Genomic DNA, 15066 nt, shown 5'->3' with positions numbered 1-15066 from the left:
GATGATAAAAATCTTATTAGTAGAAGATGACCTAGGTCTGTCAAACTCAGTATTTGACTTTTTAGATGATTTTGCAGATGTCATGCAGGTTTTTGATGGAGAAGAAGGTCTCTACGAAGCAGAAAGTGGCGTTTATGACTTGATTCTGCTTGACCTGATGTTGCCTGAAAAAAATGGCTTCCAAGTCTTGAAAGAGTTGCGTGAAAAAGGAATTACGACACCAGTCCTTATCATGACTGCAAAAGAGAGTTTGGATGACAAGGGACATGGTTTTGAGTTGGGAGCGGATGACTATCTCACCAAACCTTTCTACCTAGAAGAACTCAAAATGCGGATCCAAGCCCTTCTCAAACGTTCAGGCAAGTTTAACGAAAATACCTTGACCTATGGGGATATTGTCGTCAACCTTTCAACGAATGAAGTGAAGGTGGAAGATACTCCTGTGGAACTACTCGGAAAAGAGTTTGAGTTATTGGTTTACTTCCTTCAAAATCAAAATGTTATTCTTCCCAAGACGCAAATTTTTGACCGTCTATGGGGGTTTGATAGCGATACAACGATTTCCGTTGTAGAAGTCTATGTCTCAAAAGTTCGTAAGAAATTGAAGGGAACAGCCTTTGCTGAGAATCTTCAAACCTTGCGTAGTGTCGGGTATATTTTAAAAGATGTTCAATAAACTAAAAAAAACATGGTATGCGGATGATTTCAGCTATTTTATTCGAAATTTCGGAGTGTTCACACTGATTTTCTCTGCTATGACCTTGATTATCCTTCAGGTCATGCACTCCAGTCTCTACACTTCTGTAGATGAAAAACTCCAAGCCCTTAGTAGCAGTCCCCAAGCGGTTATCCAGCTAGCCTTGAATCGGGCCACCGAAGAGGTCAAGGATATTCAACCCGCAACTGCGGATGCCAGCAAGGCTGAAATCAAGCCCAATGTCAGCTCCAATACGGAAGTCTTGCTCTTTGACAAGGATTTTAACCAACTCTTACTGGGCAATCGCTTTTTAGGCTTGGACAAAATCAAGCTGGACAAGAAAGAGTTAAATCATATTCGCCAAATCCAAGTTGTCAATAGCTATGGTCAGGAAGAAACCTATCGAATGGTCTTGATGGAAACCAACTCTTCCTCCGTATCAAGCAATGTCAAATATGCGGCAGTTTTAATCAATACCAGCCAGCTTGAGCAAATCAGCCAAAACCACGAGCATTTAATTGTTGTAGTTATGGCTAGTTTCTGGCTCCTGTCTTTAATTGCCAGTGTTTACCTGGCCCGCGTCAGTGTCAAACCCTTACTGGAAAGCATGCAAAAGCAGAAGTCTTTTGTTGAAAATGCGAGTCACGAACTGAGAACGCCTTTGGCTGTTTTACAAAATCGTTTAGAGAATCTCTTTCGAAAACCAGAGGCAACAATCATGGAATCCAGCGAAAGCATCGCTTCTAGTCTTGAAGAAGTTCGCAACATGCGCTTCCTTACGACCAATCTTCTCAACCTTGCACGTCGAGATGATGGAATCAAACCAGAAATAGCAGAAGTTTCTCCACAATTCTTTAAAACAACCTTTGCCAACTATGAGTTGATTGCTTCTGAAAATGATCGTGTTTTTGGCTATGAAAATCGAATTTATCGTCCCTTCATGACCGATCAGTTGCTCCTAAAACAGCTCATGACCATCTTGTTTGATAATGCTATCAAGTATACTGAAGAAGATGGGAAAATTGAGTTTGTAGTCTATGCTACAGATCGCCACCTCTATCTTACAGTAACGGATAATGGAATTGGAATCTCAGCTGCTGACAAGAAGAAAATCTTTGACCGATTTTACCGTGTAGACAAGGCGAGAACCCGTCAGAAAGGTGGCTTTGGTCTTGGACTATCTTTAGCCAAGCAAATCGTAGATGCCTTACGAGGAACGATTAGCGTAAAAGATAACAAACCTAGAGGAACAATTTTTGAAGTTAAGATCGCTATTCAATCTCCTTCGAAACGTAAGAATAAATAAAAAAGACAGTTATAGAACTGTCTTTTTTGATAACTAGAAAAGAGGTTGGTAGAAGTACCAACCTTTATTTTGAAAATTTTCGTTTCATTATCTTTCGTTGAAGTTGTAAAAGTGCGAAGCTTGTTGCCATAGCAGCGATAAAGGACAAAGCTGTATTTAATTTTAAGGCTAAAAAGATAAAACTAAAAAGTGCCATAAAAATACAGAAACAAGCGATATTTACAAAAAATAAAATCTCTTTTAGGTTAGGGCCGACTGGGGCTTCTGGTGTGTAATCTTGGTAAAGCGGAGTTTGTTTCGATTCGGGAGCTTGTTCAAACTCATAAGCTTCTAGTTTTCTTGCGGACATGATTCTCTCCTTAACAGTACATAACTATTTTATCATTTTTTATGCAGAGAATTATTACAGGATTGTTACAAAACTACTAAAGTCTCTTATCATCCTCTAAGTCGCTCTCTTGACACCTACAAGGGAAAATGGTAGCATGGATGTTACACTTAAAACAGATGACCTGACCTTCTCTTTTATAAATATACTGAGAAAGGAAAGGATAACTTATATAAATTGATAGCAAGCTGAGGCTTTTTCCTAAGATGATTTGTTAAGTTGCTACCTAGATACTTTTGAAGAGTATTGGTAGGAGTTGTTTTGAATGGATGGAAGGACAGAGATTCTGTCTATTGGACTGGGTGGCATTCTTGCTACCTCTGGGAAAAGTAAAAGGAGATAAGCATGTATCTTGCTATCAAAGAGATATTACGAAACAAACTTCGATATAGTTTGATCTTAACGACCATTTTTCTTATCGCTTTTATGGTCTTTTTTATGACCAGTCTAGCTCTTGGTCTTGTGCGAAACAACCGGGCCGCTATTGATAATTGGCAAGCGACGGGTGTCGTTTTATCCGACTACGCAAATGATAATTTGACGGCATCTTTTATTCCTGAAAAAGACTACAAGGAAAAGAGTTCTGAAGAGGCTGCTCCATTGGGTTATATGTTCGCTGTGACCAATCTAGTCGATGGTAGTGAAAAGATTAACGTTTCCATCTTTGCTCAAAACTGGGACTCTTTTATCTCTCCTAGTTTGACGGAGGGAAGGTACCCAGAAGGGGATGATGAGGTTGTCGTGGATCAGTCTTTTGAGAACTATGGGATGAAGCTAGGTGATGCCATTCAGCTCAATGGAAGTGAGACAAGTTACAAGATCGTAGGCCTGACTCAAGGAAATAAATTTTTTACCGAGCCTGTTGTCTTTACGAGTCTGACAACTTATTGGACCTTACAAGGAACCTTGAAAGCCAATCGTTCCATCTCTGCCTTGGTATTGAAAAATGACATAGAAGTGACTGGCGACGGACTGAAACAGATTTCCATTCCAAAAATGATTTCGAAAATTCCTGGTTACACACCTCAGGTTAATGTATTTTCAGGAATGATTCTCGCTATGATTGTTATCACAGGCTTGATTGTGGGGATTTTTGTTTATATCATTACCATCCAAAAACTAGGTCTTTATGGAATAATGCGAGCTCAAGGGATACAGATCAAAACCATTGTATGGTCTCTGTTCTGTCAAATCTTCCTCCTAGCTGGTATGGGGATTGCTTTAGCCTTGCTGGCAATCGGAGGAGTGATTTTAGTCTTACCAGCTACCTTCTTTTTCTATCCAAGTTGGATAGCCTATTCTGTCCTAAGTTTGGTAATTTCCTTGATGGCCCTTCTAGGTGGTGTCATTTCACTTCCACGCTTGCTAAAGGTGGACCCGATTACTGCGATTGCAGAGTGATAAGGAGAATAGTATGACAACATTGATAGAAATGAATCAAGTGACAAAAACTTACGGGGAAGGAAAGATGAAAGTCGTAGCCCTGCATGAGACGAATTTTCAGCTAAATGCGGGAGAGTTCGTAGCTATCGTTGGGCCCTCTGGCTCTGGAAAGACGACCTTTCTAACAACTCTAGGACAACTTCAGGAAGCATCGAGTGGAAAGATTCTAGTCAAAGGGAAGGAAACAGGCAGTTTGACGGAGAAGGAAAAAACAGATCTCCGTTTTAGAGAGTTTGGTTTCATTCTCCAGACTTCAAACTTAATTCCTTTTCTAACGGTCAAGGAACAGCTGGATTTGATAGACAGACTAGATAAGGGAAAAAATAGTAAAAGTGAGCGAAAAGAGCTGTTTGACTTGTTGGATTTGGAAAAAGTTCAAAATCATTATCCCAAAGCTCTATCGGGTGGCGAACGTCAGCGTGCCGCGATTGCTAGAGCGCTCTATAACAATCCAAGCATTGTGCTTGCAGATGAGCCGACAGCCAGTCTTGACACTGAGCGTGCCTACCAAGTAACGGAGATGCTGGCTGCCATTGCCCATGAACAAGGTAGAGGAGTTGTTATGATTACGCATGACACTCGTCTTCTTGATAAGGTTGATCGTATTTATGTCATGAACGATGGCCACCTAGTTGAAGAAACACATGCATAAAATAGAGTGAATGGTACAAGTTACTGTTCACTTTTTTGATTGGGAAAGATAGAAACAAGTTTAACTTTTTGTGAAACTCTCAGTAACCATAGCTGATTTTTGAGAAATGTGGTATAATTTTTCTTATGGAAAAGATTATCATTACAGCAACTGCTGAAAGTATTGAACAAGTTGAACAACTACTCGAAGCTGGCGTAGACCGTATCTACGTCGGTGAAAAAGATTTTGGTCTTCGTCTGCCAACGACCTTTAGTTATGAAGAGTTACGCACCATCGCTAATCTCGTTCATGAAGCAGGCAAAGAATTGATTGTTGCGGTTAATGCCCTCATGCACCAAGATATGATGGACCGTATCAAGCCTTTCCTAGACTTCTTGGAAGAAATCAAGACAGACTATATTACTGTTGGGGATGCAGGTGTCTTTTACGTGGTAAACCGTGATGGCTATTCCTTTAAAACCATTTACGATGCTTCAACCATGGTAACAAGTAGTCGTCAAATTAACTTCTGGGGTCAAAAGGCTGGCGCATCTGAGGCGGTTTTGGCGCGTGAAATTCCATCTGCTGAACTCTTCAAGATGCCTGAGATTTTGGAAATTCCTGCTGAAGTATTGGTTTATGGGGCTAGTGTCATTCACCATTCTAAGCGTCCGCTCTTGCAAAACTACTATAACTTCACGCATATCGATGATGAAAAAACGCGTAAACGTGACCTCTTCTTGGCAGAACCGAGTGATCCAGAGAGCCATTACTCTATCTTTGAAGACAATCATGGTACCCACATCTTTGCAAATAACGATCTTGATTTGATGACTAAATTGACAGAATTAGTAGAACATGGTTTCACTCACTGGAAGCTAGAGGGGCTCTACACACCCGGTCAGAACTTTGTAGAAATTGCCAAACTCTTTATTCAAGCGCGTGGCTTGATTCGAGAGGGCAACTTTAGCCATGACCAAGCCTTCTTGTTAGATGAGGAAGTGCGCAAGTTACACCCTAAAAACCGTTTTCTCGATACTGGATTCTATGATTACGATCCTGATATGGTTAAATAGGACACCAAAACCCGAAATAAAAATGTTCGGGTTTTTCCAGTGTATCCATGAAATAAAAACGGATACATGTTATAATAAAAATAGCTCTTTAATGGAGGTGTTTGAGTGGAAAATCTGAAGAAAATGGCAGGTATCAAGGCTGCTGAGTTTGTCAAGGATGGCATGGTAGTCGGACTTGGAACGGGCTCTACTGCCTACTATTTCGTAGAAGAAATCGGTCGTCGGATTAAGGAAGAAGGTTTGCAGATTACTGCTGTAACGACTTCCAGTGTGACCAGTAAACAGGCTGAAGGGCTTAATATCCCGCTCAAGTCGATTGATCAAGTAGACTTTGTCGATGTGACGGTTGACGGGGCGGATGAAGTAGATAGCCAGTTCAACGGGATCAAAGGCGGTGGTGGGGCCCTTCTGATGGAGAAGGTTGTCGCAACGCCCTCAAAAGAATACATTTGGGTGGTTGACGAAAGCAAACTGGTAGAGAAACTAGGTGCTTTTAAATTGCCTGTAGAAGTGGTTCAGTATGGTGCAGAACAGGTCTTTCGTCGGTTTGAGCGAGCTGGCTATAAACCAAGTTTCCGTGAAAAAGACGGCCAACGTTTTGTGACCGATATGCAGAACTTTATCATTGACCTAGCCTTGGATGTCATTGAAGATCCAATTGCCTTCGGGCAAGAATTGGACCATGTCGTTGGTGTCGTAGAGCATGGCTTGTTCAACCAAATGGTGGATAAGGTCATCGTTGCTGGACGAGACGGAGTTCAGATTTTAACTTCAACAAAAGCAAACTAATCAACATAATAAGGAGATACACTATGTCAAAATTTAATCGGATTCACTTGGTGGTACTGGATTCCGTGGGAATCGGTGCAGCACCAGATGCTAATAACTTTGTCAATGCAGGAGTTCCAGATGGAGCTTCTGACACACTGGGACACATTTCAAAAACAGTTGGTTTGAATGTGCCAAACATGGCTAAAATCGGCCTAGGAAATATTCCTCGCGAAACACCGCTGAAGACTGTACCAGCTGAAAGTAATCCAACAGGATATGTGACAAAATTGGAAGAAGTATCTCTTGGTAAGGATACTATGACTGGACACTGGGAAATCATGGGACTCAACATTACAGAGCCTTTCGATACTTTCTGGAACGGATTCCCAGAAGAAATTTTGACGAAAATTGAAGAATTCTCAGGACGTAAGGTCATTCGTGAAGCCAACAAACCTTACTCAGGAACAGCTGTTATCGACGATTTTGGACCACGTCAGATGGAAACCGGGGAGTTGATTATCTATACTTCAGCTGACCCTGTTTTGCAAATTGCTGCCCACGAAGACATCATTCCTTTGGATGAATTGTACCGTATCTGTGAATACGCTCGTTCAATTACACTTGAACGTCCTGCCCTTCTAGGTCGTATCATTGCCCGTCCATATGTTGGTGAACCAGGAAACTTCACTCGTACAGCAAATCGTCGTGACTTGGCTGTATCCCCATTTGCACCAACTGTTTTGGATAAATTGAACGAAGCTGGCATCGATACGTATGCTGTTGGTAAAATCAACGACATTTTTAACGGTGCGGGTATCAACCACGACATGGGTCACAACAAGTCAAACAGCCACGGAATTGATACATTATTGAAGACCATGGGACTTGCTGAGTTTGAAAAAGGATTCTCCTTCACAAACTTGGTGGACTTTGATGCTCTTTACGGACACCGTCGTAATGCTCACGGTTATCGTGATTGCTTGCATGAGTTTGATGAACGCTTGCCTGAAATTATCGCAGCCATGAGAGAGAACGACCTTCTCTTGATTACTGCGGACCATGGAAATGACCCAACCTATGCAGGAACTGACCATACTCGTGAATATATTCCACTTTTAGCTTATAGCCCTAGCTTTAAGGGAAATGGTGTCATTCCAGTTGGACATTTTGCAGATATCTCAGCGACAGTTGCGGATAACTTTGGTGTTGAAACTGCCATGATTGGGGAAAGTTTCTTAGATAAATTGGTATAAGATGACGCGATATGCTTTACTTGTTCGGGGCATTAATGTAGGTGGGAAAAATAAAGTTATTATGGCGCAACTTCGTCAAGAACTGACAGAGTTGGGACTGGAAAAGGTTGAAACCTACATCAACAGTGGCAATATTTTCTTTACTTCGACAGCTCCCAAAGCCCAATTAGTTGAAAAGTTAGAGGTATTCTTTGCAGTCCATTATCCATTTATTCAGAGCTTTTCTTTGCTGAGTCAGGAAGACTATGAAGCAGAGCTGGAGAATCTGCCAGATTGGTGGACTAAAGACCTGGCTCGAAAAGATGTGCTCTTCTACACGGAGAGCTTGGATGTGGATCAAGTGCTCGAGAAAGTGGACAGTTTGGAACTGAAAGATGAAGTGGTTCATTTTGGAAGACTTGGGATTTTCTGGGGGAAATTCTCTGAGGAATCCTACTATGCAACTGCCTATCATAAGTACTTGCTCAAGATGCCTTTTTATCGCAACATCACCATTCGCAATGCTAAAACTTTTGACAAAATCGGTCAAATGCTAAAAAAATAATAAAGGAGACACAATGGCGTTTTTAAATAAGATCAAGGAAACAGCTGCCTTCCTGAAAGACAAGGGAATCCAAGCTCCCGAGTTTGGTCTAATCCTTGGATCAGGTCTGGGAGAACTTGCAGAAGAAATTGAAAATCCAGTTGTCGTAGATTATGCAGATATACCAAACTGGGGCCGTTCGACAGTAGTTGGACACGCTGGTAAATTGGTATATGGTGAACTTTCAGGGCGCAAGGTCTTGGCTCTTCAAGGTCGCTTCCATTTTTACGAAGGCAATCCTCTTGAAGTCGTGACTTTCCCAGTTCGTGTGATGAAAGTCCTCGGATGTGAAGGTGTCATTGTTACCAATGCAGCTGGAGGTATTGGATTTGGTCCTGGTACCTTGATGGCTATCTCAGACCATATCAATATGACGGGGCAGAACCCATTGATGGGTGAAAACTTGGATGATTTTGGTCCACGTTTCCCAGATATGTCTAAAGCCTACACTCCAGAATATCGTGCTACTGCCCATGAAGTGGCTAAGAAACTTGGTATCAAGCTAGATGAAGGTGTCTATATTGGTGTAACAGGTCCGACTTATGAAACCCCAGCAGAAATTCGTGCCTATAAGACATTGGGAGCAGATGCAGTTGGTATGTCTACTGTTCCTGAAGTTATTGTGGCAGCCCACTCTGGCTTGAAAGTTCTCGGTATTTCATGTATTACTAACCATGCTGCTGGTTTCCAAGAAGAACTCAACCACGAAGAAGTTGTAGAAGTGACTGAACGTGTTAAAGGTGACTTCAAAGGCTTGCTTAAAGCGATTATTGCAGAATTGTAATTAATAATCAATCATAGAAAGGGTGGATTCAAGTTTTTTCTTGAGTTCACCTTGCTATAAAATAGTAAATGAAAAAGGCGGAGTAGGTGTTTAAATGCTACTCCCTCTTTAAAGTTTATAAAAAGAAAGGTAGAGCGAGGTGTTCTAATTTGAACACGAGCGGAAAACTTTTCTAGAAACTCAGAAAGGAAGGGAAGTTCGGATTTGAATTGAATCTGAGCTGTTCTCTTCTATATCAAAAAATTAAGAAAGGAATTGAACCCATCCTAAAAGCAGTGGGGAAAAGACAGTTGGTCTAGCGAGTATCGCTCGCTGCACCCAACTCCTATTTTCCCTTCGCTTTTTGACGGGTTTGGTATCTTTCTAAATATCAAATATAAATTAAAGAAAGGATGGGGTTACCGTATTCGCTGAACTGAATACGGGCGGAGAACTGTGTAAAAAAGATAAACTGTCTAACATCTGCGATGTGTCGTCAGTTTCCTATTTTTACTTTGTTCTCTGTCGCTATCCTAAATATACAATAAAGAAAGGTAGAGCAAGGTGTTCTAATTTGAACACGAGCGGAAAGCTTTTCTAGAAACTCAGAAAGGAAGGGTAGTTCAGGTTTGAATTGATTCGGACTGTTCTCTTCTATATCATAAAATCATAAAAATTAAGAAAGAAAGGAATTGAACCCACCCTAAAAGCAGTGGGAAAAAGACAGTTGGTCTAGCGAGCATCGCTCACTGCACCCAACTCCTATTTTCCCTTCGCTTTTTGACGGGTTTGGTATCTTATATTATGTCTATCCATATTGCTGCTCAGCAGGGTGAAATTGCTGATAAAATTCTTCTTCCTGGGGATCCTCTTCGTGCTAAGTTTATTGCGGAGAACTTCCTTGAAGATGCTGTTTGTTTTAACGAAGTGCGTAACATGTTTGGCTACACTGGTACTTACAAGGGTCACCGTGTATCTGTCATGGGAACTGGGATGGGAATGCCATCCATTTCGATCTATGCACGTGAATTGATTGTAGACTACGGAGTGAAAAAATTGATCCGTGTCGGAACTGCTGGTTCCTTGAATGAGGATGTTCACGTTCGTGAATTGGTCTTGGCGCAAGCAGCTGCAACCAATTCAAACATCATCCGCAACGACTGGCCACAGTACGATTTCCCACAAATCGCTAGCTTTGATTTGCTGGACAAGGCCTACCATATTGCCAAAGAACTCGGAATGACTACCCACGTTGGGAACGTTTTGTCATCAGATGTCTTTTACTCAAACTACTTTGAAAAGAACATTGAGCTTGGTAAATGGGGAGTTAAGGCTGTGGAAATGGAAGCAGCAGCTCTTTACTATCTAGCTGTCCAACACCACGTCGATGCACTTGCTATCATGACCATTTCTGATAGCTTGGTCAATCCAGATGAAGACACTACTGCAGAAGAACGCCAAAACACTTTCACCGATATGATGAAGGTCGGCTTGGAAACCTTGATTGCAGAGTAATCTGAGAATAGATTTTCAATTACATTAGTTACAAGAACTGTTGTAAGTGATTTATTTTCAATATCTTAGAAATGATAAAGAAAGAGTTGAAAATCCAACTATTGATTTTCAACTTTTTTAGAACCCAGCTTAAGGAGAAATGTGATGGATAAAATTGAACAATTACAAGACTTGATAGATCAAAGCCAACGGATTGTTTTCTTTGGAGGGGCAGGAGTGTCAACCGAGTCTAATATCCCAGATTTTCGTAGTTCAGATGGTGTTTATAGTCATCAGTTAGGCCGTCATTTTACGGCAGAAGAACTTGTTTCTCGGACCATGTTTGAGCGCTACCCAGAAGATTTTTTTGACTTCTATAAGAAATACCTGATTTATCCAGAAGCCAAGCCTAATGCTGCTCATTACTACCTAGCTGCTTTGGAAAAAATTGGCAAGCTAAAGGCTGTTGTGACACAAAATATCGATAGTCTTCATGAAATGGCAGGCTCCCAAAAGGTCTTTAAATTGCATGGGAGTGCGGACCGCAACTACTGCCTAGGTTGTCATCGTTTCTATGATTTAACTGCCTTTCTGGCCCTCGAGGGACCTGTTCCCCACTGCTTAGACTGTGGTAAGGTGGTCAAGCCTGACGTGACCTTGTATGAAGAATCACTTGACATGGATGTCTTTAGCCAAGCTGCACAAGCTATTCGGCAAGCAGACTTGCTGATTATTGGTGGGACTTCCTTGGTTGAGCTAGCCTAGTAAACTATTTTTCTGGGACAAATCTGGTCCTTATCAATAAAACCAGTATTCCACAAGACAGCCAAGCTACATTGGTCATTGAAGGCAAGATTGGGGAAGTCTTTTCGAAATTGAGACAATAAAAGAATTTTAGAAGATAGCAACAAAATCTTGTTACTTGAAAGAGAAAACTATCTCATTTACTGACCACTATCTCGCTCTTTAAGAGTTATTAAAAACTGGCTGAGAAAATCAAAACACCTTCACTGATATGATGAAGGTCGGCTTGGAAAACTTGATTGCAGACTAAAATCTAATAAAAAATCCTGATTTCAAGTGAAATCAGGATTTTTTCATGGATGCGATTTTTTCTGGGTCTGGTGTAACGCGAAGGGTCTTTTGTCCAGTGTAGGTTACAAAGCCAGGTTTTCCACCTGTTGGTTTGTTGAGTTTTTTCACTTCAATCATATCTACTTGCACGAGATTTGACAAGCGCCCTTTGGAGAAGTAGGCAGCTAGCTCCGCTGCATCTGTCTTAACTTCGTCAGAAGGGTCAAGATTTCCTGAGATGACGACGTGGCTTCCAGGGATGTCCTTGGCATGGAACCAGAGTTCTTCTTTGCGGGCCATTTTAAAGGTCAATTCCTCGTTTTGCAGATTGTTTCGTCCGACATAGATGATGGTCTTGCCATCGCTCGCCAGATACTGTTCTGGTTTTTTGCGTTTCTGGATTTTCTCGCGTTGGCGTCTTCTAATGAAGCCTGTTTGGATCAATTCTTCACGGATTTCAGCGATTTCCTCCAGCCCAGCTTGATTGAGAACAGTCTCAACACTTTCTAGATAGAGAATGGTTGCCTTGGTTTCTTCAATCAGTTCAGTCAGATATTTGACAGCTTCTTTGAGTTTCTGGTAGCGTTTAAAATAGCGTTGGGCATTCTGACTGGGTGTTAGAGCCTTATCAAGCGCAATAGTGATAGGTTGATTGGTGTAGTAGTTGTCCAAGGTAACCTGATCTTGGTCATTAGGTACTTGGTGAAGGAAGGTTGTCAACAATTCCCCTTTTTGGCGAAAATCCTCAGCGTTGTCTGTCGCCAGTAATTCTTTTTCTTGTTTTTTGAGTTTGTGGCGATTTTTCTGAAGTTCATTTTCAACACGGCGAATGAGTTCACTGGCCTGCTGTTTGACGCGATCGCGCTCTGCCTTGTCCTTATAGTAGGTATCCAAGAGCTCTGAAAGGCTGGCAAAAGGCTCTCCTACACGATTGGCAAAAGGAACTGGACTGAAGGAGGTCTCCGTTAGGTAAGGCTTGGTTTCTTGACCAAAAAAGTTACGGAAAGTGGAAAGTTTTTCACTAACCAGTATGCTTTCCAATTCATTTGCCGTATCGCGTCCTAGACCTTGAAAGAGACTTTGAAGATTTTTAGCTGTTAATTCCCGTGTTTGCAGGATTTCAAAGAGCTTTTCATCCTTGACTGTAAAAGGATTGAGAGATTCGGTACTTGGCGGAGCGATATAGGTCGATCCAGGAAGCAGGGTGCGGTAGCTATTTTGTGAAAAGCCAACGTGTTTAATGACTTCGAGGATTTTATGGCTACTTTTATCCACGAGGAGAATATTACTGTGTTTGCCCATGATCTCGATAATCAGAGTCGCCTGGATGTGATCCCCAATCTCGTTTTTATTGGAAACGGTGATCTCTACGATACGGTCATTTTCCACCTGCTCAATTGACTCAATCATAGCACCCTGCAAATACTTTCTCAAAACCATGATAAAAGTAGAAGGTTGGGCTGGATTTTCAAAGGTCGTTTGGGTCAGCTGGATGCGACCAAAAACGGGATGAGCAGAGAGGAGCAGGCGATGGCTTTGGCGATTGCTACGGATTTGCAAGACCAACTCTTGTTCAAAAGGTTGATTGATCTTCTGAATGCGACCATTGACCAACTCGCTTCGCAATTCCTCAACCATGTGGTGTAAAAAAAATCCGTCAAATGACATCGTTCTCTCCTTGTGATTGTATTCCATAGTATTATATCAAAAAGGTAGAATAAAATCATGGAAATATGGTATAATAAAGCCAAGTAAAGAGAATCGAGAAGTACATGTATATTGAAATGGTAGATGAAACTGGTCAAGTTTCACAAGAAATCTTGCAACAAACCCAAGAAATTTTGGAATTTGCAGCCCAAAAAATAGGAAAAGAAGACAAGGAGATGGCAGTTACTTTTGTGACCAATGAGCGTAGTCACGAACTCAACCTCGAGTATCGTGATACAGATCGCCCGACAGATGTCATCAGCCTTGAATATAAACCGGAATTGGACATCTCCTTTGATGAGGAAGATTTGCTTGAAAACCCTGAATTAGCAGAGATGATGTCCGAGTTTGATGCCTACATTGGGGAACTGTTCATCTCTATCGATAAAGCGCATGAGCAGGCTGAGGAATACGGTCACAGCTTTGAGCGTGAGATGGGCTTCTTGGCAGTACACGGCTTTTTACACATTAACGGCTATGATCACTACACTCCGGAAGAAGAAGCGGAGATGTTCGGTTTACAAGAAGAAATTTTGACAGCCTATGGACTCACAAGACAATAAACGAAAATGGAAAAATCGTGACCTGATTTCTAGTTTAGAATTTGCCCTGACAGGCATTCTGACTGCTATCAAGGAAGAACGCAATATGCGAAAGCATGCAGTGACGGCTCTAGTAGTCATCCTTGCAGGTTTTGTTTTTCAGGTGTCACGAATCGAATGGCTCTTTCTCCTGGTGAGCATTTTCTTGGTAGTAGCCTTTGAGATTATTAATTCTGCTATTGAAAATGTGGTGGATTTAGCCAGTCACTATCACTTTTCTATGTTGGCAAAGAAAGCCAAGGACATGGCGGCTGGTGCCGTACTTGTGGTTTCTCTTCTTGCCGCGGTGATTGGTGCACTTATCTTTCTCCCACGCATTTGGGATATATTATTTTAAAGATTAAGAGGAAATTATGACATTTAAATCAGGCTTTGTAGCCATTTTAGGACGTCCCAATGTTGGGAAGTCAACCTTTTTAAATCACGTTATGGGGCAAAAGATTGCTATCATGAGTGACAAGGCGCAAACAACGCGCAATAAAATCATGGGGATTTACACCACGGATAAGGAGCAAATCGTCTTTATCGACACACCTGGGATTCACAAGCCTAAGACGGCTCTTGGAGATTTCATGGTGGAATCTGCCTACAGTACTCTGCGTGAAGTGGATACTGTTCTATTCATGGTGCCAGCTGATGAGCCACGTGGTAAGGGCGACGATATGATTATCGAGCGTCTGAAAGCTGCCAAGGTTCCTGTGATTCTGGTGGTCAATAAGATTGACAAGGTCCATCCAGACCAGCTTTTGTCTCAGATTGATGACTTTCGTAATCAGATGGACTTTAAGGAAATTGTTCCGATCTCAGCCCTTCAGGGAAATAATGTTTCTCGTTTAATTGACATCCTTAGTGAAAATCTAGAGGAAGGGTTCCAGTATTTTCCAGCTGATCAAATCACAGACCATCCAGAGCGTTTCTTGGTTTCAGAGATGATTCGTGAGAAAGTCTTGCACCTAACTCGTGAAGAGATTCCTCACTCAGTTGCAGTGGTAGTTGACTCCATGAAGCGTGACGAAGAGACAGACAAGGTTCATATCCGGGCAACCATCATGGTTGAGCGTGATAGTCAAAAAGGTATTATCATCGGTAAAGGTGGCGCCATGCTTAAGAAAATTGGGACCATGGCCCGTCGTGATATCGAACTCATGCTAGGGGACAAGGTTTTCCTAGAAACTTGGGTCAAGGTCAAGAAAAACTGGCGTGATAAAAAGCTAGATTTGGCTGATTTTGGCTATAATGAAAAAGAATACTAAGTAGAGGTGGGCTCATGCCTGCTTC

14 protein-coding genes and 2 pseudogenes are annotated in these 15066 nt (G+C 41.7%); 14 read left to right on the top strand and 2 right to left on the bottom strand.

The window, feature by feature from the left end:
• Position 1 precedes the first annotated feature (1 nt).
• Together ciaR and MK409_RS03625 are read left to right on the top strand one after the other, a co-directional pair.
• Entirely contained in the window at positions 2–676 is a 675-nt protein-coding gene (ciaR, locus tag MK409_RS03630) for a two-component system response regulator CiaR (protein ID WP_000590630.1), read from the top strand.
• Positions 666–2003: a sensor histidine kinase gene (locus MK409_RS03625; RefSeq protein WP_268705363.1), complete on the top strand. Its 1338-nt coding sequence runs from the start codon at positions 666–668 to the stop codon at positions 2001–2003. The genes ciaR and MK409_RS03625 overlap by 11 nt, the downstream gene beginning before the upstream one ends.
• A gap of 64 nt (positions 2004–2067) precedes the next feature.
• Here MK409_RS03625 and MK409_RS03620 read toward each other — a convergent pair whose 3' ends face one another.
• Positions 2068–2352, bottom strand: coding sequence for a DUF3270 domain-containing protein (locus MK409_RS03620; RefSeq protein WP_001276161.1), 285 nt, complete (start codon positions 2350–2352; stop codon positions 2068–2070).
• Positions 2353–2736: 384 nt separating this feature from the next.
• Here MK409_RS03620 and MK409_RS03615 point away from each other — a divergent pair, with 384 nt between their 5' ends.
• The 9 genes and pseudogenes from MK409_RS03615 to MK409_RS03575 all read left to right on the top strand — a co-directional run bounded on the left by MK409_RS03615 (position 2737) and on the right by MK409_RS03575 (position 11292).
• Complete coding sequence (locus tag MK409_RS03615; RefSeq protein WP_268705362.1) at positions 2737–3792, top strand: ABC transporter permease; 1056 nt, start codon at positions 2737–2739, stop codon at positions 3790–3792.
• Positions 3793–3805: 13 nt separating this feature from the next.
• Entirely contained in the window at positions 3806–4486 is a 681-nt protein-coding gene (locus tag MK409_RS03610) for an ABC transporter ATP-binding protein (RefSeq protein ID WP_268705361.1), read from the top strand.
• Positions 4487–4611: 125 nt separating this feature from the next.
• Positions 4612–5541: a peptidase U32 family protein gene (locus tag MK409_RS03605; protein ID WP_268705360.1), complete on the top strand. Its 930-nt coding sequence runs from the start codon at positions 4612–4614 to the stop codon at positions 5539–5541.
• A 105-nt stretch (positions 5542–5646) separates the two neighbouring features.
• Complete coding sequence (gene rpiA, locus MK409_RS03600; protein ID WP_049505712.1) at positions 5647–6330, top strand: ribose-5-phosphate isomerase RpiA; 684 nt, start codon at positions 5647–5649, stop codon at positions 6328–6330.
• A gap of 23 nt (positions 6331–6353) precedes the next feature.
• Positions 6354–7565: a phosphopentomutase gene (locus tag MK409_RS03595; RefSeq protein ID WP_138100443.1), complete on the top strand. Its 1212-nt coding sequence runs from the start codon at positions 6354–6356 to the stop codon at positions 7563–7565.
• A gap of 1 nt (position 7566) precedes the next feature.
• A pseudogene (locus MK409_RS03590) lies at positions 7567–8122 on the top strand (DUF1697 domain-containing protein); the annotation flags it as partial.
• The gene (locus tag MK409_RS03585; protein WP_268705358.1) at positions 8123–8932 is read left to right on the top strand and encodes a purine-nucleoside phosphorylase; all 810 of its coding nucleotides are present in this window, start codon (positions 8123–8125) and stop codon (positions 8930–8932) included.
• A gap of 783 nt (positions 8933–9715) precedes the next feature.
• Positions 9716–10426 carry a purine-nucleoside phosphorylase gene (gene deoD / locus MK409_RS03580; RefSeq protein ID WP_268705357.1) on the top strand — a complete coding sequence of 237 codons (711 nt, stop codon included), beginning with the start codon at positions 9716–9718 and terminating at the stop codon, positions 10424–10426.
• A gap of 144 nt (positions 10427–10570) precedes the next feature.
• Positions 10571–11292: pseudogene (locus tag MK409_RS03575) on the top strand (NAD-dependent protein deacylase).
• Positions 11293–11491: 199 nt separating this feature from the next.
• On the opposite strand, the gene pavA reads toward MK409_RS03575, so the two are convergent.
• Positions 11492–13147 carry an Rqc2 family fibronectin-binding protein PavA gene (gene pavA, locus MK409_RS03570; protein WP_247940795.1) on the bottom strand — a complete coding sequence of 552 codons (1656 nt, stop codon included), beginning with the start codon at positions 13145–13147 and terminating at the stop codon, positions 11492–11494.
• 104 nt (positions 13148–13251) lie between these two features.
• On the opposite strand from pavA, the gene ybeY reads away from it, so the two are divergent.
• Genes ybeY through era form a run of 3 tightly spaced genes read left to right on the top strand, consistent with a single transcriptional unit; the run spans position 13252 to position 15041 of the window.
• Positions 13252–13749, top strand: a complete 498-nt coding sequence (gene ybeY, locus MK409_RS03565; protein WP_000275172.1) for an rRNA maturation RNase YbeY — start codon at positions 13252–13254, stop codon at positions 13747–13749.
• Positions 13730–14125 (top strand): diacylglycerol kinase family protein, encoded by a 396-nt coding sequence (locus MK409_RS03560; RefSeq protein WP_268705356.1) that lies wholly within the window; start codon positions 13730–13732, stop codon positions 14123–14125. Before ybeY ends, MK409_RS03560 begins: the two co-directional genes overlap by 20 nt.
• Before the next feature lie 16 nt (positions 14126–14141).
• Positions 14142–15041, top strand: a complete 900-nt coding sequence (gene era, locus MK409_RS03555) for a GTPase Era (protein WP_000143280.1) — start codon at positions 14142–14144, stop codon at positions 15039–15041.
• The last annotated feature ends 25 nt before the right edge of the window (positions 15042–15066 follow it).

Source organism: Streptococcus oralis, from assembly GCF_026782375.1.
Taxonomy (GTDB): domain Bacteria; phylum Bacillota; class Bacilli; order Lactobacillales; family Streptococcaceae; genus Streptococcus; species Streptococcus oralis_CL.
Note: the sequence above shows the minus strand (reverse complement) of the source record. Positions and strands in the feature narration are given on the sequence as shown.